Below are 18338 nucleotides of genomic sequence, written 5' to 3' on the forward strand. Positions count from 1 at the left end.
CAGGGATCAGGTCCTCCCGGGCCCGGGCGGTACGCCGCCCGGGCCCGCACCACACCCCTGGAGGCCGCGCCCCATGACCGTGCCCGATCCTCCCGGCGAGGCGTCGGCCGACCGCACGGCCGACCGGGCCCTGCGGGCGGCCGCACGGCACAGCTCCGGCCGCCTCGCCGCCGCGTCCGTCTGTTCGGTGGCGGCCGCCGGCGCGGCCCTGGCCGAACCGGCGATTCTCGGCCACACCCTCGACCTGCTGCTGCGGCAGGACGCCGCGGGCGCCCGGTGGACCGCCTGGTGCGCGACGGTGATCGCCGCCGAGGTGCTGCTCGACGCGGCGACGGCCCGGCTGACCGGCGGTGTCGACGCCCGCTCCACCGCCTGGCTGCGCCGGCTCGGGCTCGGGCGGCTGCTGCGCACCGCGCCGCACCGGATCGCCCACCACTCCCCCGGCGAACTCTCCGCCCGGCTGACCGCGCAGGCCACCACCGCCGGGGCCGTTCCGGCGGCCGTCGTGACCGCGGCCGTGGCCCTGCTCCCCCCGCTCGGCGGGCTCGTGGCGCTGTTCCTGGTCGACGTGTGGACCGCGCTGGCCTTCCTCGCCGGACTGCCCGTGCTCGCCCTGCTGTTGAAGGCGTTCGCCCGTGACTCGGGCGCCAGCGTCAGCCGCTACCAGGAGGTGCAGCTCGACCTGGCCGGCCGGCTCGTGGAGGCCCTCGGGGGCGCCCGTACCATCGCCGCCGCCGGCACCGCCGAGCGCGAACAGGCGCGCGTACTGGCCCGGTTGCCGGAGCTCGGCGTCGAGGGGCGGCGGACGTGGCGGATCTACGGCGCGACCGTCGCGCGCACCGGTGCCCTCATGCCCCTGCTGCTCCACGTCGTCCTCGGCGTGGGCGGGATCCGCCTCGCGGAGGGCGCCCTCGGCGTGGGCGGGCTGCTCGCCGCGGTGCGCTACGCGGGCCTCGCGGCCGGGGTCGGAGCCGTGACGGGGCGGCTGGCGGCCGTGGTGCGCGGCCGGGCCGCCGCCCGCCGCACCGCGACCCTCTTCGAACTGCCCGAACTGCCGCAGGGCGAAAGCCGGTTGCCCGCAGGCGGGTCGGGCACGCTGGAGCTTCGCGGGGTACGGGTCGTCCGCGCGGGAACCGTACTGCTGCACGACGTCGACCTGCGGATCCCCGGCGGGACGACCGCCGTCGTGGTCGGCCGCTCCGGCTCGGGCAAGACGACGCTGGCCGCCGTCGCGGGACGGCTCACCGCGTGCGACGCGGGCCGGGTCCTGCTCGACGGCGTGCCGCTGGACGAGCTGTCCGGCGAGGAGTTGCGCCGTGAGGTCGGCCACGCCTTCGAACGACCGGCCCTCTTCGGGGGGAGCGTCGCGGCCGCCATCGCCTTCGGCGGCGGTCCGGACCCGGACCCAGCCCCGGACCCGGGGGCCGTGCGCACCGCCGCGCGGGCGGCCGGGGCCGACGCCTTCGTGCGCCGACTCCCGGAGGGGTACGACACCGCGCTCGCGGACGCGCCGCTGTCCGGCGGGGAGTTGCAACGCCTCGGCCTGGCACGGGCGTTCTGTCGTGCGGGGCGGCTGCTCGTCCTGGACGACGCGATGTCGAGCCTGGACACCCTCACCGCCCGTCAGGTGGAGCGGGCACTGGTCCACGACGTGCGGCCGGGGACCCGCCTGGTCGTCGCCCATCGTGTCTCCTCGGCCGCCCGCGCCGACCTCGTCGTATGGCTCGACGCGGGGCGGGTCCGGGCGACCGGTACGCACACGGAGCTGTGGCCGGACGCCGACTACCGGGCGGTGTTCGGCGAAGGGGCCGCACCGGAACGGGAGTCGGAACCTGCTGCGGAGCCGCCGGACCGGGAGGCGGTCCGATGAGCGAATACGGCACGTGGCGGCGGGTGTCCCGGGAGGGCCGTCGCTTCCTGCGCGGCCGGACCCGGACCCTGCGCCGGCTCGCGCTCTGGTCCCTGCTGGAGTCCGCGCACACCTTCCTCGGGGGTTACGCGGTGGCCCGCGCCCTCGACGACGGCTTCCTCGCCGGCCGTACCGGTACGGGCATCGGGTGGCTGGCCGTGGCCGGTGCGGGCGCCCTGCTCGGCGCCCTCGCCCTGCGCGGGGTGTTCGGCGGCCTCGCGGACCTGGTCGAACCGCTGCGCGACGGCCTGGTGCGGCGCTCCGTGCGGCAGGCGATCGGGCGGGCCGTCGCCGATCCGGCGAAGGGGTCCGGGGCCGCCGGTGACTCGGGTGCGGTCTCCCGGCTGACCCAGCAGACCGAGATGGCCCGGGACTCCTTCGCCGGACTGGTGCTGATCGCCCGGTCGTTCGTCTTCACCGCCCTGGGCGCGCTGCTGGGGCTGGCCGCACTGGCCCCCGTCCTGCTGGTCCTCGTCCTGCCCGCGCTGTTCCTGGGGACGGCCGCCTTCCTCGCCACGCTGCGCCCGATGGCACGCGTGCAGCGCGCGGCGCTCGACGTCGACGAGGCGTTGGCCGCGCGCGCGGGCGAACTGGCGGCGGGGCTGCGTGACGTCGTCGCGTGCGGGGGCGGGGCGGCCGCCGGGGCCGGGGTCGAGCTGCTGATCGCCGAGCAGGAACGGCTGACCGGGCGGCTCGCGCGGTGGACCGCCCTGCGCACGCTGGCCCTCGGTGTCGCGGGCCGGCTGCCGGTCGTCGCCCTGCTGGCCGGAACGCCCTGGCTGCTCGGGCGGGGGGTGAGCGCGGGGGCCGTGGCCGGGGCGCTCACCTACCTCGTGCAGTCACTGTTGCCCGCCCTGGACGCGCTGATGACGGCGGTCGGCGCGGCGGGCACCCGGCTGCTGGTGGTGCTGGACCGGTTCTGCGATCCGGAACCGGCGCCGCGACCGGCGTCCGAAACCCCGGCTTCCGCGGCCCCCGTGGCGGACGCGGGACCGGTAGCCGCGGCGCTCGCGCCACCACCGGCTCCCGCCGTCGAGCTGCGGCGGGTCCGTTTCGCCTACGGTCCCCGCGCACACCCGGTGCTCGACGGCCTCGACCTGGTGGTCCGGCCGGGCGAGCACCTGGCCGTGGTGGGGCCGAGCGGTATCGGCAAGTCCACCCTCACCGCGCTGATCGCCGGTCTGCTGCCGCCCGGCCGGGGAACCGTACGGGTGGCGGGCGCCCCCGCGCGCGGCGCCCCGGGGACGGCCGCCCCCGGATACGGACCCGACCTCCGCCGGACGCTGCTACCGCAGCAGGCGTACGTCTTCACGGGGACGGTCCACGAGAACCTGACCCACCTGTGCCCCGGCCCGGTGTCCCCGGGTGAGGTGGAGCGGGCCACGGCCGTCCTCGGCGCGGACGCGCTCGTGGCCCGGCTCGGCGGACCGGACGCCGTCGTCGACCCGGGCCGGCTCACCCCGGGCGAGCGACAACACCTCGCCCTCACCGCCGCCTATCTCTCCCCCGCCCCCTTGCTGCTGCTGGACGAGGCCACCTGTCACCTCGACCCGCGCGCCGAGGAGCGTGCCGAGCGGGCGCTCGCGGAGCGCCCCGGCACGCTGGTGGTGGTCGCCCACCGCATCTCGTCCGCCGCCAGGGCCGACCGGGTCCTCGTACTCGACGGGACCCGGGCGGTGTGCGGCACGCATGCGGAGCTCCCGGCCAGGTCGCCCCTGTACCGGGATCTGGTGGGTCTGTGGGACGGGCAAGGGTGAGGAAGGGTCCGGGGGCCTTCGGGCCGACGGCTCAGACCCAGCCGGCTCGCCGGGATATCCGGATGGCGTCGATCCGGTTGCGGGCGCCGGTCTTCCGGGTCACGGCGGCCATGTAGTTGCGTACGGTTCCGCTGGCGAGGTGCAGGGCGCGGGCGATCTCGGCGATCGAGTCGCCCTCGGCGGCGCGGGCCAGCACGCTGAGCTCGCGCGGGCTGAGCGGCATGGGGTCCGCCTCCATGAAGGCGGAGGCCAACGTGGCGTCGATGAAGCGTTCTCCCGCCGCGACCTTGGCGATGGCCCGGACCAGCCGGGAGGGCGAGCCGTCCTTGTCCACGTAGCCGAGCGCCTGGGTCCGGAAGGCGCGCCGCAGCGAGCCGGGCAGGTCGGCCCGTGCGAGCACCAGCAGGGGTGTGGGCGTGGGCGAGTTCGGCAGCAGGCGGGCGGTGCCCGCGTCCGCGCGGAGGGCGGCCGACACCCCCGGACAGTCGAGGTCCACGACCACCACGTCGGGTCGTAAGAACTCGGCCTGGCGCGCGGCGGCCCGCCAACCGGCGGACGTGACGTCGAAATCGCCTTCGCATCTCAGCAGCGCGGCCAGGGCCGACCTCACGAGGCACACACTGTGCAGCACCAGGACCTTGGTCATCGGGGTTCCCCTCACGAGACGATCGATCAGCATCAAGCGGCTGCCCAGCTACCACCGCGAGGGAACGTCACGGCGGGAGGCGTGCGGGGGCGCGTGGCCTGACGTCGGCCCTCCGCCCGTTCCGCCCCCGCGCCGCCGATGGCCCTCCCACCTCGGCGGGCATCCGGAAAGCGCCGCGGAACCGCCCGGGAGGCGGAAATCCGGATGGGCTGATTCCGTGCGCTTTCGGCGGGATCCACGTCGGCCCGCCGACGGACGACGCACCGGGGCCCGGGGCCCGGAGCGACCTGGAGCGAAAAACTTCGGACGGGGATGTCGAGAACCCGTGGCCGGCTCCGTCCCAGGGGTGAAGGCGACCACAATGGGTCGCACCAGCACCGAGGAGAAGCGTCATGGCCAAGTACCTGCTGCTCAAGCACTACCGCGGCGCCCCGGCAGCCGTCAACGACGTACCCATGGACCGGTGGACGCCCGAGGAGATCTCGGCGCACATCCAGTACATGAACGACTTCGCGGCACGCCTCGAAGGGACCGGCGAGTACGTCGACGGTCAGGCACTCGCGCCCGAGGGGACGTTCGTCCGCTACGACGGCGAAGGGCGCCCGCCGGTCACCGACGGGCCGTTCCCGGAGACCAAGGACCTGATCGCCGGCTGGATGGTGATCGACGTCGACAGCTACGAGCGCGCCGTCGAACTGGCCGGAGAGCTGTCGGCCGCCCCCGGGGCGGGCGGGAAGCCGATCCACGAATGGCTCGAGCTGCGTCCGTTCCTGACCGCGCACCCCTCCACCACGGAGTGACCTCACCGATGGACGAGGCCCGGCTCAGGAGCCTCACGCCGGCCGTGCTCGGGGTCCTCGTCCGCCGCGGAGCGGATTTCGCGGCGGCCGAGGACGCCGTCCAGGAGGCGCTGATCGAGGCGGTCCGCACCTGGCCCGCCGATCCGCCGCGCGACCCGAAGGGCTGGCTGGTCACCGTGGCCTGGCGCAGGTTCCTGGACGCGACCCGGGCGGACGACGCCCGCCGCCGGCGTGAGGACCTGGTGGACGAGGAACCGCCGCCCGGACCCGCGCCCGCCGTGGACGACACCCTCCAGCTGTACTTCCTGTGCGCCCACCCGTCCCTGTCGCCGTCGTCCGCGGTGGCGCTCACGCTTCGCGCCGTCGGCGGGCTCACCACCCGCCAGATCGCCCAGGCCTACCTGGTACCCGAGGCGACCATGGCGCAGCGCATCAGCCGGGCCAAGCGCACCCTCTCCGACCATGGGGTCGCCCCTGCTCGAAGAGCTCGGGGAAGGTTCGACCGTCCCGGCGACGTCGCCACCGTGCTGCGCGTCCTCTATCTGGTCTTCAACGAGGGCTACTCGGGGGATGTGGACCTCGCCGGTGAGGCCGTCCGGCTGACCCGGCAGCTCGCGGCCCGCATCGACCACCCCGAGGTGGCCGGGCTGCTCGCCCTCATGCTGATCCACCATGCCCGGCGCGCCTCCCGGACCGCGCCCGACGGCAGCCTGGTGCCGCTGGCCGAGCAGGACCGTGGCCAGTGGGACACCTCGGCGATCGCCGAGGGCGTACGGATCCTGCAGGCGGCCCTCGCCCGAGACCGGCTGGGCGAGTTCCAGGCGCAGGCCGCCATCGCGGCGCTCCACGCGGACGCGCCCACCGCCGAGCGGACGGACTGGGTGCAGATCGTCGAGTGGTACGACGAGCTGGCGCTCCTGACCGACAGCCCGGTGGTGCGGCTCAACCGCGCGGTGGCCGTCGGTGAGGCCGACGGGCCGCGCGCCGGGCTGGCGGCGCTCGCGGCGCTGGACGACGCGCTGCCCCGCCACACCGCGGTGGCCGCGTACCTCCACGAACGCGACGGCGACGTGGTGACGGCGGCCCGGCTGTACGCCGAGGCCGCTCGGAAAGCGCCCAACCTCGCCGAGCGCGATCACCTGACGCGGCAGGCCGCCCGGCTGAACACCGCCCGCCGGTCCCCCTGACCGGCCGCGGACGGCGCGAGCGCGGTGTGGAGGAGGCAGCCCGCCGCCGCGCCGACCACGTACCAGAACAGGTCGGGTGCGTTGAAGGTGGAACCGAGGACCAAGCGGGCCACGGTGCTGTGCCGGGAGAGTTCCGCGGGGACGGAGGTCAGTTGGAGGAACTCGACGGCCCAACTGGCGGCCACCGCGGTCCCGGCCGCCCGCAGGGGCGTCAGGCGGGGAGCGACCAGCACGACGAGGGTCAGCAACAGGACGGTGTACAGGGCGTCTCCCCCGTACTTCGCCGTGCTGCCCGTCCCGGCGGCCCGCAGCCCCAGCCCCGCGCCCACCGTCACCACCGCGGCCGTGGCGGCCATCAGCCGGATTCTTCGGGGGTCGGGCGCGGCGGCGCTGTCGCGGCACGGGGGTATGGAATCCACGGGGTCATACTGCCGGAGCCGTCCGGGCCGATCGGCAGGACACCCCGGGACGTCCTGGGACGTCCTGGGACGTCCTTCAGCGCGTCGGGTAGTCCGTGTAGCCGCGGGCGTCGCCGCCGAAGAAGGTGGTGGGATCAGGGGTGTTGTACGGGCCTTCGGTGCGCAGGCGCTCGGGCAGGTCCGGGTTGGCCAGGAAGAGCGCCCCGAAGGCGAGCACGTCGGCGACGCCGTCCTCGATCAGGGAGAGGGCGCGGTGGTCGGTGGGGCCTTCGGTCGCCGGGTTCAGTACGAACGGTCCGGAGAACTGCTTGCGCAGGGCGAGGGTGGTCTCCCGCGCCTCCGGGCCGGCCTCCAGGACGTGGAGGTAGGCCAGGCCGAGGCCGTCGATCTCCTCGACCAGTGCCTCGTAGGCGGGCTGCGCGTCGGGCTCGGAGATGTCGTTGTAGGTGTTACCGGGCGAGACGCGCAGCGCCGTGCGCTCGGCGCCGATCGCGGCGGCCACCGCCTTGACCACCTCGACCGCGAAGCGGATCCGGTTCTCCGTGGGGCCGCCCCACTCGTCGGTGCGCAGGTTCGAGCCGGGGGCCAGGAACTGGTGGATCAGGTATCCGTTGGCCCCGTGCAGTTCCACGCCGTCGAAGCCGGCCTCGATCGCGTTGCGGGCGGCCTGCGCGTAGTCGGCGACGGTCTGCCGCACCTCGGCCGCGGTCAGCTCGTGCGGGGTGACGAAGTCCTTCATGCCCTCGCCGGTGAAGAGCTGCCCCTGGGCGGCCACCGCCGACGGGGCCACGGGGACGAGGCCGTCGGGCAGCAGGCTCGGGTGACCGATGCGGCCGGAGTGCATCAGCTGGGCGAAGATCCGGCCGCCCGCCGCGTGCACGGAGTCGGTGACCGCACGCCAGGCGGCGACCTGCTCGGCGCTGTGCAGGCCGGGGGTGAAGGGGTAGCCCTGTCCGACGACGGAGGGCTGGATCCCCTCGCTGATGATCAGGCCGGCGGAGGCGCGCTGGGTGTAGTACTCGGCGACGAGGTCGGTGGCGATACCGCCCTGACCGGCACGGCTACGGGTCATGGGGGCGAGGGCGATCCGGTTGGAGAGGGTGGCACCGGCGACGTGGACCGGTTCGAAGGCGGTGGTCATTTCTACCTCACACAATAGTTGGTCGGCCAATGATTGGCTGCGAGATGCAGCGTACCCCATTACTTGGCCGGCCAACATAAAGGGAGGTCGGAAGGTAGAATCCCTCTCGTAGACGTGCCGGACCGACCAGGAGGAGCCCTTCCATGACCGCGGAACCCGTACAGGAGCCGCGCTCCGCCACGCACTGCGCGGCGGTGCCGAGCGCTGTGCTGGACGGGCCGGTGAGTCATGCGATCAGCCGGGTCGCCCGGCTCCACCGGATCACGGCCGGCCGGGCCCTGCGGAACCTGGGGCTGCACCCGGGGCAGGAGTTCCTGATGATGCACCTCTGGGACAGCGGGGCCGTACGCCAGTCCGAGCTGATCAAGGCGGTCGGCCTCGACCCCTCGACGGTGACCAAGATGCTCCAGCGCCTGGAGCAGTCCGGCCACGTGCGGCGCCGCCCGGACCCCGCGGACCGGCGCGCCTCCCTGGTCGAGGCGACGGAGGCCAGCCGCGGACTCCTCGTCGAGGTCCGCACGGCATGGGGTGAACTGGAACGCCAGACCCTGGACGGCCTGGACACCGCCGAACGCGCCGAACTGACCCGCCTCCTGGACAAGGTCGAGGCCACCCTGTGCGCGGAGGTCGCCCGCGGCGCCGCGGAGTGCGACGCCACCTACCGGGGACCCGGCGCCTGCTGAGAGAGCTGTCCCCACACGGTGGGCGATCTTGCCCGGTTTGGCAGAGAATCGCCATGAAGGACGTCCTCACCCGATGCCGGCATGTGCGGATCGGTCGGTCCGAAGGTCGTGGGAAATGGCACCGGCAACACTCCAGGGCTCGGAACGGACCGGGACCGTCCCCGCCCTCGCGGAACCCAGGGCGCCGGCGCCGGACGCCGGGTCACCCAACCCGGAGGAACTCGCCGCCGCCCGGACCACCGTGGCGCGCCTGCGGGCGGCCTACCCCTCGGTCGACGCGGCCACCGTCGAGGCGACGGTGGAGGCCGCGTACGCGTCGTTCCGCCAGGCCAAGGTCAGGAAGTACGTCCCGATCCTGGCCGAGCGTCGGTCCCGGAAGGCGCTGGCCGCGGCCGGGAGCACCCCGCCCGCGGTGAGGAACGGGCCATGACGGCCGGGGGCCGGGGAAGGGGCGCGCGCTGATGTCCGACAAGAGGGCCGAACGCATCGCGGACTTCATCGAGCCGCTACGGGTGCCACCCGGATCGAAGGTGCGCCTGGAACGGGACTACGACCCCCGCTACAAGGCCGGCATGAAGAAGCGCGACGGCGTCGAGCTGCTGCGCACCGGGGTGTCGCTGCTCGCCGAGTACCAGGAGCGGCTGGCCGCCCAGGACACGTACGGCGTGGTGCTCGCCCTCCAGGCGCTCGACGCCGGAGGCAAGGACGGGACGATCCGCCATGTGATGAGCGGCGTCAATCCCCAGGGCGTGCGGGTCAGCAGCTTCAAGGTGCCCTCCTCCGAGGAGCTCGGCCACGACTACCTGTGGCGCTACGCCCGGCGGCTGCCCGCCCGCGGCGAGATCGCCATCTTCAACCGCTCGCACTACGAGGAGGTCCTCGTCGTACGGGTCCACCCCGAAGTCCTGCTCCGGCAGCAGCTGCCGGAGCACGTGCTGCGTCCGGACATCTGGGACCGGCGCTACCGGGAGATCAACCGCTGGGAGCACTACCTCACGGACAACGGGTTCAAGGTGGTGAAGATCTTCCTGAACCTGTCCAAGGAGGAGCAGCGCACCCGTTTCCTGAAGCGGATCGACCTGCCGGAGAAGAACTGGAAGTTCTCCGCCGCCGATGTCCGGGAGCGGCGCCGGTGGGACGAGTACCAGCACGCGTTCTCCGAGATGTTGTCGGCCACGAGCACGAAGTGGGCGCCGTGGTACGTCGTGCCGGCGGACCGGAAGTGGTTCGCGCGGATCTGCGCGGCGGCGATCCTCGCGCACACCCTCATCGACATCGATCCGCAGTACCCCGATGTCGGCGAGGAGGCCCGTAAGGATCTCCTCGTCACGAAGCGGAGCCTGGAGCGGGAGGCCCCGGCCGGTGCCCCGGCCGATCCGTACGCCACCCGGCGGGACGGGACGAAGCGGAACAGGCCGAAGAAGAAGCGTGGCTAGCGCTCCTCGGACGGCGTGCGACCGGCCCGGACGTGTCCGCGGCCCCGGATCGGAGGCACAACCATGACGGTGCGGTCGGATTCCGTGGCGGAGCAGCCCCCGCCCGCCGGGGACGGCTGGTACGCGCGCTCCCCCGAGGAGGTCGTCACGGCCTTCGGTGTCGATCCCGCGGTCGGCCTGTCCGGGGCGCGGGCGACCGAACTCCTGGCGGCGCACGGCCCGAACGCGCTGCCCGAGGAGCGACACGTCCCGGCCTGGCACCGGTTCCTCGCCCAGTACCGCAGCTACATGCAGATCGTCCTGGTCGTCGCGGCGATCGTCTCGCTGCTCATCCAGGAGTGGACCACCGCGATCCTGCTGGTCGCGCTGACACTGCTGAACGCGGTCGTGGGCATGCGCCAGGAGGGCAAGGCCGAGAGCGCCATGAACGCGCTGAAGTCGATGCTGAAGGCGACGGCGCGGGTGCGCAGGGACGGCCGGGAGGCCGAGATCCCCGCCGAACAGCTCGTCGACGGCGATGTCGTGCTCATCTCCGCCGGGGACCAGGTGCCGGCGGACGGTCGCCTCATCGAGGCCAGCGCCCTGCAGATCGACGAGTCGGCGCTGACGGGTGAGAGCGTCCCCGCGGCGAAGGAGACCGGGCCGCTGCCCGGCACGGGGCTGTCGCCCGGCGACCGGACCAACATGGCGTTCATGAACACCCCGGTCACCCATGGCAGCGGCGTCATGATCGTCACCGCGACCGGGGCGGACACCGAGCTCGGCAAGATCTCCGGGATGCTGTCGGCGACCGAGAAGGAGGTGCCGCCGCTCACCAAGGAGCTGGACCGGCTGACCCTGTGGATCACGGGGGCGGCGGGCCTCACCATGATCGTGATGTTCGCCCTGGGGCGGCAGCGGGACCAGGCCTGGGACGTCCTGTTCGTCAGCGCGGTCTCGCTGGCCATCGCGGCCATTCCCGAGGCCCTGCCGACCGTGACCCAGGCGATCCTGTCCGTCGGGAGCCTGAACCTGGCGAAGCGCAACGCCATCGTCAAGGAACTGCCCTCGGTGGAAACGCTGGCGTTCACCTCGGCGATCAACTCGGACAAGACCGGCACCCTGACGATGAACCAGATGACCGCCGTCGAGGTGCTGAGCCCCACCGACCGGTACACCGTGTCGGGCATGGGCTACGGACTCGAAGGGAAGATCCACCACGCCGCCGGATCCGCGGCCGGGATCGAGGACGCGATCCTGCCCTACGTGGTGGCCAGCGACGCCAAGCTGGTGGGCGGCGCGGTGGTGGGCGACCCCACCGAGGGGGCGCTGCTGGTGCTCGGGCACAAGGCGGGTCTGGACACCGACGCCACCCGGGACTCCCTCCCCCGACTCGCCACCCTGCCGTTCGACCCCGAGTACAAACTCATGGCCACCTTCCACTCGGCGGTCGACGCCGCCGGCCGGCAGGTCGTGCGCTGCTTCGTCAAAGGAGCGGCCCCCGCGGTGATGGCGCGGGCCACCACCGCGCTCGCGGCGGGCGAGACCGTCCCGTGGGACGCCGCTCTGCTGCGCCGGGCCGAGGAACAGAGCGAGCGGATGGGCGGCGAGGGGCGGCGGGTGATGGCCGCGGCCATGCGTGACCTGGCCCCGGACGCGTTCGATCCGGACGGCGACCTGCTCGCGTACGTCACCGAGCTGCGGATGACCAGTCTCGTCGGCATGGTCGATCCACCCCGCGAGGAGGCCAAGGCGGCGGTGGCCGACGCGCAGGCCGCGCACATCCGGGTCCGTCTGGTGACCGGGGACGACGTCACCACCGGGGCGGCGATCGCGCGGCAGATCGGGATCCCCGGCGAGGCCGTGCTCGGCTCCGACTTCGCCGCCATGAGCGAGGAGGAGCAGCTCGCCCGCATCGAGGGGATCGGTGTGGTGGGACGGGTCGCCCCGGAGCACAAGGTGCTGCTCGCGAACACGCTGAAGAAGAAGGGCGAGGTCGTGGCGATGACCGGGGACGGCGTCAACGACGCTCCCGCCATCAAGGCCGCCGACATCGGTATCGCCATGGGCAGCGGCACGGACGTGGCCAAGAACGCCGGCCGCATGATCCTCTCCGACGACAACTTCGCCACCATCGTCTACGCCGTGGAGCAGGGCCGGACGATCTACGACAACCTCACCAAGTACATCCGGTTCGTGCTGCTCCTGCTGGTCACCTTCGTGCTGACGTTCCTCGGGGCCACCGTCTTCAACATCGCCGCCGGTGAGCCCTTCACCCCGCCGCAGGTGCTGTGGATCCACTTCGTCGTCAACGCCTCCTTCGGCTTCGCGCTCGGCTTCGACCGGGAGAGCGCCGGCCTCATGCGGCGCCGGCCGCGTCCGCGCGGGGAGTCGGTGCTCACCCGGCCCGTACTGGTCACGGTCGGGCTCGGCGGGCTGGCGATCACCGTCCTCCTGCTCGGCCTGATCACGCTCGGCGAGAGCCACTTCGACGACATCGAGATCGGCCGGTCGATCGCGTTCACCGCCTTCTCCCTCTGCCTGATCGTGGCGGCGTTCGAATGCCGCAGTGAGACGGATTCGGTGCTGACGACCTCCACGTTCGACAGCAAGCAGATGAACTGGGTCGCCCTGGCCCAGCTGGTGCTCTCCGTGCTGGTCACCCAGATGGACGGCTTCCAGCGGGTCCTCGGGACGACCGACATCGACGCGCGGCAGTTCGGCTGGGCGCTGCTGGCCGCCGTCGTGCTCCTGCTCGTCTGGGAGTTGGGCAAGCTCGTGGCCCGCCGGTCGAGGACCGCGTGAGCAAGGTCGGCCCGTGACCGCCCGGCACGACGGCCACGGGGTGCTCTCCCGCTTCCGGGCGGTTCCCGGGATCCGCGCGGTGGCGTCCTACCGGCGCGCGTGGCTGCCCAAGGACCTGGTCGCGGGCGTCGTCCTGACCACGCTGCTGGTGCCGCAGGGCATGGCGTACGCGGAGCTGGCGGGGCTTCCGGCCATCACCGGCCTGTACACGACCATCCTCTGCCTGCTCGGGTACGCGGTGTTCGGGCCGTCCCGGATCCTGGTGCTGGGCCCGGACTCCTCGCTGGGTCCGATGATCGCCGCCACCGTGCTGCCGCTGGTGGCGGCGGACGGTGATCCCGAACGGGCCGTCGCGCTGGCGTCGATGCTCGCGGTGATGGTGGCGGCGATCATGATCCTGGCCTCGGTGGCGAAGCTCGGCTTCATCGCCGACCTGATCTCCAAGCCGACGATGATCGGTTACATGAACGGCCTGGCGCTGACCATTCTCATCGGCCAGCTCCCCAAGTTGCTCGGCTTCAAGGTCGAGGCGGACAACCTGATCGGCGAGTGCGCCGGCGTCGTACGGAAGATCGCCGAGGGGGCGGTGGTACCGGCCGCCGCTGCCGTGGGCCTCGGGGGGATCGTCTTGATCCTGGTCCTGCAGCGCTTCCTGCCGAAGGTTCCGGCGGTGCTCGTGATGGTGGTCCTGGCGATCGCCGCGGCCGCCGCCTTCGACCTGGACGAGCGCGGGGTCGGCCTGGTCGGGGTGCTGCCCGAGGGGTTCCCGCCGTTCACGATCCCCGAGGTGCGGCTCGCCGACGTCGCGCCGCTGCTCGCCGGTGCGCTGGGCATCGCCCTGGTGTCGCTGGCGGACACGATCTCCAACGCGTCCGCCTTCGCGGCCCGCACCGGCCAGGAGGTCCATGGCAACCAGGAGATGGCGGGCGTCGGTGCGGCCAACCTGGCGGCCGCCCTCTTCCAGGGCTTCCCCGTCAGCACCAGCGGCTCCCGGACGGCGGTGGCGGAGCGGGCGGGGGCGCGGAGCCAGCTCACCGGGGTGGTCGGAGCGGCGCTCATCGTCCTCATGCTCGTGCTGGCTCCGGGCCTCTTCCGCGATCTTCCCCAGCCGGCCCTCGCGGCCGTGGTCATCACCGCGTCGCTGTCCCTGGCCGACGTACCGGGAGCGGTACGGCTGTGGCGCCAGCGCCGCGCGGAATTCCTGCTCTGCTTCGCGGCCTTCGCCGGCGTGGCCCTGCTGGGGGTGCTGCCCGGCATCGCGATCGCCGTGGCCCTGTCCGTACTCAACGTCTTCCGGCGGGCCTGGTGGCCGTACGACACGGTGCTGGGACGGGTGCGGGGCCTGCAGGGGTACCACGACATCCGGTCCTACCCGAGCGCGGAGCAACTGCCCGGCCTGGTGATCTACCGGTTCGACGCCCCGCTCTTCTTCGCCAACGCCAAGACCTTCCGGGACGAGGTCAGGCGGCTGGCCGGCGCGGATCCCCGACCGAGCTGGATCGTGGTCGCGGCGGAGCCCATGACGGATGTGGACACCACCGCCGCCGACATCCTGGAGGAGCTCGACGAGGTCCTCAACGCCGACGACGTGCACCTGGTGTTCGCGGAGCTCAAGGACCCCGTGCGACGCAAGATCGAGCGGTACGAGCTCACCCGGACCATCGACCCCCGGCACTTCTTCCCCACCGTGGAGTCCGCGGTCGAGGCCTTCCGGCTGCGCACCGGGGCTCGGTGGACCGCGCCGAGCGCCGACGGGACGGCCGCGGCCCCACCCGACGGCCCGAAGTGACGGCCCGAGGTGACGGCCCGAAGTGACGGCCCGCGCTTCGGATGGCAGGTCGAACAGCCCCTTGGGACCATGTCCGTGGAGGCCGCCATGAGCCATGACCCGCCCGTCCCGCGTGGGGAGGACAAGCCGCCACGCGCGCACCGCCTGTTGCCCCGTCTGACGCTGCCCGGCTGCTGGGGCGCGCTCCTGCTGGCCTGTCTGTCCTTCACCCCCTCACTGCTCCCCCGCGGCGGCGTGCTCCAGGGACTGGTCTGCGGTATCAGCGCCGCCATCGGCTACGGGTTGGGCGTGGTCGCGGCCGTCGTGTGGCGTGCGTTCGCCGACCGGGAAGCGCGTGCCCCCTCCCGCCGGTCATGGCTCGTCCTGATCGTCTGCGCGGTGGTGCTGCTCGGCATCTCGTTCGGGCTCGGCCAGTACTGGCAGCACGAGATCCGCCGGTTGATGGGGGTCACCGACTACAACGTCCTCTTCACCGTCGCCTGCCCCTTCGTCGCGGCCCTCGTCTTCCTGCTCCTGCTCTTCGCCGGGCGGGGGCTGCGGGCCCTGTACCACCGGGCAGCCGATCTGCTCGGGCGGTGGATCGGCCGGCGGGCGGCGCGGGTGGTCGGCTGGATCCTGGTGGTGGGTCTGGCGTGGGCCGCGTTCTCCGGGCTGCTGCTGAGCGGCTTCGTGAACGCCACCAACGAGGCCTTCTCGCTCCGTGACACGGAGACCCCCGAAGGCGTGCACCAACCCACATCGGCCCTGCGATCGGGCGGCCCCGGCTCGCTGGTGCCGTGGGACTCATTGGGCAGGGAGGGCCGGGCCTTCGCCGGCACCGGACCGACGGCGTCGGAGATCGGCGCGTTCACGCACCGTACGGCGGAGGAGCCCATCCGCGCCTACGCGGGTCTGGCGACCTCCGACGACACGGAGACCCGGGCCGTCCGAGCCGTGGCGGACCTCGAACGGGCGGGCGGCTTCCAGCGCGAGAACCTGCTCGTGATGACCTCCACGGGCAGCGGCTGGATCGACCCCGCCGCCGTGGACTCGTTCGAGTACCTGGGCAACGGCGACGCGGCCACCGTCGCGATCCAGTACTCGTACCTGCCGTCGTGGATGTCGTACCTGGTGGACCAGTCGAAGGCGCGCGAGGCCGGCCGCGACCTCTTCGACGCGGTGTACGACAAGTGGTCCAAGCTGCCCCCGGACCGGCGCCCGCGGCTGTTCGTGGCGGGCGAGAGCCTGGGGTCGTTCGGCGGGGAGACGGCCTTCAGCGGGGAGGCCGACCTGCGCAACCGCACCGCCGGCACCGTGTTCGCGGGCCCGCCCAACTTCAACACGCTCTTCCGCGAGTTCAGCGACCGCCGGGACGCGGGCAGCCCCGAGATCGAACCCGTCTACCGGGACGGGCGGACCGTCCGGTTCACCGACGACCCGACCGCCGGGATCCCTCCGGCGGACCGGCCGTGGGACGGCCCGCGGGTGCTGTACCTGATGCACCCGTCCGACCCGATCGTCTGGTGGAGCCCCAGGTTGGCCCTCACCGAGCCCGACTGGATCGGGGAGCGGCCCGGCTCGGACGTGCTCGAAGCCATGGTCTGGATCCCGTTCGTGACCTTCTGGCAGGTCACCGCCGACCTGCCGTTCTCGACGGGCGTGCCGGACGGTCACGGTCACACGTACAAGGCCGCGTACGTCGACGCGTGGAACGACGTCATGCGGCCCGAGGGCTTCTCCACCCAGGACCTGAACGAGCTCAAGGACATCGTCTCGCCGAAGAAGTGAGCCCGTCCCGCCGCCGGGTCAGCGCAGCAGGTACCCGACGAGGTATCCGAAGGCGTTGACCGCCCAGTGCAGCCCCATGGGTGCCAGCAGGCTGCCGCTGCGGCGACGCAGCTCGCAGAACAGGACGCCCGCCGCCGCCGTGAACAGCACGGCGCCCAGTACCGCCAGCACGGCCCCGAGCCCGGAGTCGCCGACGACGGTGTTCACGGCCGGTTTCGCGGTCGCCAGGTGCAGCGACGGCAGCACGTGCCACAGCCCGAACAGCCCGCTCGACACGGCGGTCGCCCCGATCGCCCCGCGGACGCGGCCCACGAGGCCGTACAGCACCCCGCGGAAGGCGATCTCCTCGACCAGGACCGTGCCGACGGGGACCAGTACGAAGGCGCGGAGCAGCACCTCGCCCCCGTCCATCGCCGCGTACCGCCGGTCCTCGAACAGGCCCCTGGTCGCCGGCAGCAGGGCCCCGGCCAGGTAGACGACGCCGACCAGGCCGATCAGGGCCAGCGCCCAGCGGGCGCCACGGGCCCACGTTCCCGGAGCCAGGCCTGCGTCCGCGAGGGTGCCGCCGGCCCAGCGGAGCACGCCGAGCAGCAGGCCGCTGACCACGACGGCCGTCACCAGCCCCCACAGGCCCGTCCAGCGGTGCAAGGTCAGGTTGGCGGCGACGAGGACGGCCACGGTGACCGCCACGGCCGGCCAGGTACCGATGCGTCGCGGGCTTCGGCGGGGCCGCCGCCCGGCGACGCCGGCAGTGCTGTGGGGCATGTGAACCCACCTCGGTCAAGATGACGGGCCAGACGGCCCCATCTTGCACCCTCGGCCGTCGGCGACGGAGCAGCACCGCCGCCGACCGGTCATGCCACCGGTGACGACCGGGCGGCGGACGACGCTGTCGATCCGGCGCCCGGCTCTCGGGATCTTCACCGCTGTTCGCGGGCGTTCACCTGGTGTTGCGGTGCCGGAAAGGTCTGGCGTCCACACTGGTCCGGTCGGAGCGGCGAACCGCTGCCTCAGTAGTCGACGCGGTCGGTCTTGGCCACCCACGCGTCGAACGGAGCCGTACGGTTCGGCAGGTCCAGCCGCTCGATCGCCAGCGGCCACTGCGACGCGGGCTGCTTCTCGAACAGGTCGTAGAACTTGCGGTCGTCGAAACCGGCCACAGCGGCGTCGTCCCGGTCTGCGGCGAAGACGATCCGGTCGACCCGCGCCCACAGCGCCGAGGAGAGGCACATCGGACACGGTTCGCACGAGGTCACGAGGACGCAGCCTTCGAGCGAGAAGGTGTTGAGCTCCTTGCAGGCGGCCCGCAGCGCGCTCACCTCGGCGTGGGCGGTCGGGTCCAGGGTGGAGGTGACCTGGTTGTTCCCGATCGCGACGATCTCGCCGTTCTTGGCCACCAGGGCGCCGAACGGCCCACCGCCGTTGGCCACGCTGTTGGTGGCGAGTCTGATCGCCTCGTCCAGCCAGGTGCGCTCGAGGTCCTGGATGTTGATTTCTTGGGTGTGTGCGGTCACGGAAACTCCTTAGGAGACGGTGGGGGACTTCCCTGGTGTGCTGCCCGTGCGGGGCACCAGGGGCGGCAGGTGGGTCTCGCGGGTGCCGCGTCGCGGCCGGCGTCCGGGGATCGGCGTGCGATCGGCGGTACCCGCGGGAGGCTCGCTACGGCTGATCGCCGGCGCTGTGCTCCGGTGCGGCCGAGGTGCGGGTCAGGTCCGCCCCCGGCGCGTGGCGGACGGCTCGTTCCGCGGTGACGGTGACGCCCGGATCGAGCCCGCACATGGCGAGCAACCTGCCGGCTATCGTCTCGCTCAAGGCTCTCTCCCCCGCTTTTTCATCGTGTGTGAAGGAGTAGACAGGCAACCGAGCGGAGTCAGGCAGGGACGGAAGACATGAAAACGTCAGCCGGCTGAAACCTACTCTTCGTACGGATCTACAAGAGCCCTTCCGGAGCGTGCCACGACCTCCGGTCGATGGGCCGCCGGCGCACCCCCGGGAAGGAACCTCGCGGGTGCGGGTGGTA

Annotated in this window: 16 protein-coding genes; 10 read left to right on the forward strand and 6 right to left on the reverse strand. The window is 72.9% G+C overall.

What is annotated here, in order from left to right; genetic code table 11:
• Nucleotides 1-73: 73 nt before the first annotated feature.
• Both ACGFYY_RS09665 and ACGFYY_RS09670 read left to right on the forward strand, forming a co-directional pair.
• Entirely contained in the window at nucleotides 74-1870 is a 1797-nt protein-coding gene (locus tag ACGFYY_RS09665) for an ATP-binding cassette domain-containing protein (RefSeq protein ID WP_393707903.1), read from the forward strand.
• A complete protein-coding gene (locus ACGFYY_RS09670; protein WP_393707904.1) occupies nucleotides 1867-3666 on the forward strand; it encodes an ATP-binding cassette domain-containing protein in 1800 nt (599 codons plus the stop codon). The genes ACGFYY_RS09665 and ACGFYY_RS09670 overlap by 4 nt, the downstream gene beginning before the upstream one ends.
• Nucleotides 3667-3697: 31 nt before the next feature.
• Here the strand turns inward: ACGFYY_RS09670 and ACGFYY_RS09675 are convergent, their stop codons facing one another.
• Nucleotides 3698-4312, reverse strand: a complete 615-nt coding sequence (locus tag ACGFYY_RS09675; protein ID WP_393707905.1) for a response regulator transcription factor — start codon at nucleotides 4310-4312, stop codon at nucleotides 3698-3700.
• Between the two features lie 392 nt (nucleotides 4313-4704).
• Here ACGFYY_RS09675 and ACGFYY_RS09680 point away from each other — a divergent pair, with 392 nt between their 5' ends.
• Together ACGFYY_RS09680 and ACGFYY_RS09685 are read left to right on the forward strand one after the other, a co-directional pair.
• Nucleotides 4705-5112 carry a YciI family protein gene (locus tag ACGFYY_RS09680; protein WP_393707906.1) on the forward strand — a complete coding sequence of 136 codons (408 nt, stop codon included), beginning with the start codon at nucleotides 4705-4707 and terminating at the stop codon, nucleotides 5110-5112.
• A gap of 8 nt (nucleotides 5113-5120) precedes the next feature.
• Nucleotides 5121-6299: an RNA polymerase sigma factor gene (locus ACGFYY_RS09685; RefSeq protein ID WP_393707907.1), complete on the forward strand. Its 1179-nt coding sequence runs from the start codon at nucleotides 5121-5123 to the stop codon at nucleotides 6297-6299.
• Here the strand turns inward: ACGFYY_RS09685 and ACGFYY_RS09690 are convergent.
• Together ACGFYY_RS09690 and ACGFYY_RS09695 are read right to left on the reverse strand one after the other, a co-directional pair.
• Complete coding sequence (locus ACGFYY_RS09690; RefSeq protein ID WP_393708020.1) at nucleotides 6248-6655, reverse strand: DUF2809 domain-containing protein; 408 nt, start codon at nucleotides 6653-6655, stop codon at nucleotides 6248-6250. The genes ACGFYY_RS09685 and ACGFYY_RS09690 overlap by 52 nt on opposite strands.
• Before the next feature lie 139 nt (nucleotides 6656-6794).
• On the reverse strand, nucleotides 6795-7859 hold the full coding sequence (locus ACGFYY_RS09695; RefSeq protein WP_393707908.1) for an alkene reductase: 1065 nt from the start codon (nucleotides 7857-7859) through the stop codon (nucleotides 6795-6797).
• Nucleotides 7860-8002: 143 nt separating this feature from the next.
• Between ACGFYY_RS09695 and ACGFYY_RS09700 the strand changes: the two genes are divergently transcribed.
• The 6 genes from ACGFYY_RS09700 (at nucleotide 8003) to ACGFYY_RS09725 (ending at nucleotide 16318) form a co-directional block, all read left to right on the forward strand.
• On the forward strand, nucleotides 8003-8542 hold the full coding sequence (locus ACGFYY_RS09700) for a MarR family winged helix-turn-helix transcriptional regulator (protein WP_393707909.1): 540 nt from the start codon (nucleotides 8003-8005) through the stop codon (nucleotides 8540-8542).
• 115 nt (nucleotides 8543-8657) lie between these two features.
• The gene (locus ACGFYY_RS09705) at nucleotides 8658-8972 is read left to right on the forward strand and encodes a three-helix bundle dimerization domain-containing protein (protein WP_393707910.1); all 315 of its coding nucleotides are present in this window, start codon (nucleotides 8658-8660) and stop codon (nucleotides 8970-8972) included.
• 31 nt (nucleotides 8973-9003) lie between these two features.
• The gene (locus ACGFYY_RS09710; protein ID WP_365278269.1) at nucleotides 9004-9978 is read left to right on the forward strand and encodes a polyphosphate kinase 2 family protein; all 975 of its coding nucleotides are present in this window, start codon (nucleotides 9004-9006) and stop codon (nucleotides 9976-9978) included.
• A 63-nt stretch (nucleotides 9979-10041) separates the two neighbouring features.
• Entirely contained in the window at nucleotides 10042-12762 is a 2721-nt protein-coding gene (locus ACGFYY_RS09715) for a cation-translocating P-type ATPase (RefSeq protein WP_393707911.1), read from the forward strand.
• 13 nt (nucleotides 12763-12775) lie between these two features.
• Nucleotides 12776-14551, forward strand: coding sequence for a SulP family inorganic anion transporter (locus ACGFYY_RS09720; RefSeq protein ID WP_393707912.1), 1776 nt, complete (start codon nucleotides 12776-12778; stop codon nucleotides 14549-14551).
• Between the two features lie 87 nt (nucleotides 14552-14638).
• Nucleotides 14639-16318, forward strand: a complete 1680-nt coding sequence (locus ACGFYY_RS09725; protein ID WP_393707913.1) for an alpha/beta hydrolase — start codon at nucleotides 14639-14641, stop codon at nucleotides 16316-16318.
• A gap of 18 nt (nucleotides 16319-16336) precedes the next feature.
• Here ACGFYY_RS09725 and ACGFYY_RS09730 read toward each other — a convergent pair whose 3' ends face one another.
• The 3 genes from ACGFYY_RS09730 to ACGFYY_RS09740 form a co-directional block, all read right to left on the reverse strand.
• Nucleotides 16337-17083: a CPBP family intramembrane glutamic endopeptidase gene (locus ACGFYY_RS09730; RefSeq protein WP_393707914.1), complete on the reverse strand. Its 747-nt coding sequence runs from the start codon at nucleotides 17081-17083 to the stop codon at nucleotides 16337-16339.
• Nucleotides 17084-17328: 245 nt separating this feature from the next.
• Nucleotides 17329-17832, reverse strand: coding sequence for a nucleoside deaminase (locus tag ACGFYY_RS09735; protein WP_365278256.1), 504 nt, complete (start codon nucleotides 17830-17832; stop codon nucleotides 17329-17331).
• A 145-nt stretch (nucleotides 17833-17977) separates the two neighbouring features.
• Nucleotides 17978-18130, reverse strand: a complete 153-nt coding sequence (locus ACGFYY_RS09740) for a hypothetical protein (protein WP_393707916.1) — start codon at nucleotides 18128-18130, stop codon at nucleotides 17978-17980.
• Nucleotides 18131-18338: the final 208 nt, after the last annotated feature.

Source organism: Streptomyces sp. NPDC048331 (assembly GCF_043201215.1).
Classification (GTDB): domain Bacteria; phylum Actinomycetota; class Actinomycetes; order Streptomycetales; family Streptomycetaceae; genus Streptomyces.

What these genes read in the sequence shown, in the direction of transcription:
- ACGFYY_RS09675 (WP_393707905.1), bottom strand. Translation starts at nt 4,312, where the DNA reads ATGACCAAGGTCCTGGTGCTGCACAGTGTGTGCCTCGTGAGGTCGGCC.
- ACGFYY_RS09680 (WP_393707906.1), top strand. Translation starts at nt 4,705, where the DNA reads ATGGCCAAGTACCTGCTGCTCAAGCACTACCGCGGCGCCCCGGCAGCC.
- ACGFYY_RS09695 (WP_393707908.1), bottom strand. Translation starts at nt 7,859, where the DNA reads ATGACCACCGCCTTCGAACCGGTCCACGTCGCCGGTGCCACCCTCTCC.
- ACGFYY_RS09705 (WP_393707910.1), top strand. Translation starts at nt 8,658, where the DNA reads ATGGCACCGGCAACACTCCAGGGCTCGGAACGGACCGGGACCGTCCCC.
- ACGFYY_RS09690 (WP_393708020.1), bottom strand. Translation starts at nt 6,655, where the DNA reads ATGGCCGCCACGGCCGCGGTGGTGACGGTGGGCGCGGGGCTGGGGCTG.
- ACGFYY_RS09670 (WP_393707904.1), top strand. Translation starts at nt 1,867, where the DNA reads ATGAGCGAATACGGCACGTGGCGGCGGGTGTCCCGGGAGGGCCGTCGC.
- ACGFYY_RS09730 (WP_393707914.1), bottom strand. Translation starts at nt 17,083, where the DNA reads ATGCCCCACAGCACTGCCGGCGTCGCCGGGCGGCGGCCCCGCCGAAGC.
- ACGFYY_RS09710 (WP_365278269.1), top strand. Translation starts at nt 9,004, where the DNA reads ATGTCCGACAAGAGGGCCGAACGCATCGCGGACTTCATCGAGCCGCTA.
- ACGFYY_RS09700 (WP_393707909.1), top strand. Translation starts at nt 8,003, where the DNA reads ATGACCGCGGAACCCGTACAGGAGCCGCGCTCCGCCACGCACTGCGCG.
- ACGFYY_RS09665 (WP_393707903.1), top strand. Translation starts at nt 74, where the DNA reads ATGACCGTGCCCGATCCTCCCGGCGAGGCGTCGGCCGACCGCACGGCC.
- ACGFYY_RS09685 (WP_393707907.1), top strand. Translation starts at nt 5,121, where the DNA reads ATGGACGAGGCCCGGCTCAGGAGCCTCACGCCGGCCGTGCTCGGGGTC.
- ACGFYY_RS09715 (WP_393707911.1), top strand. Translation starts at nt 10,042, where the DNA reads ATGACGGTGCGGTCGGATTCCGTGGCGGAGCAGCCCCCGCCCGCCGGG.
- ACGFYY_RS09725 (WP_393707913.1), top strand. Translation starts at nt 14,639, where the DNA reads ATGAGCCATGACCCGCCCGTCCCGCGTGGGGAGGACAAGCCGCCACGC.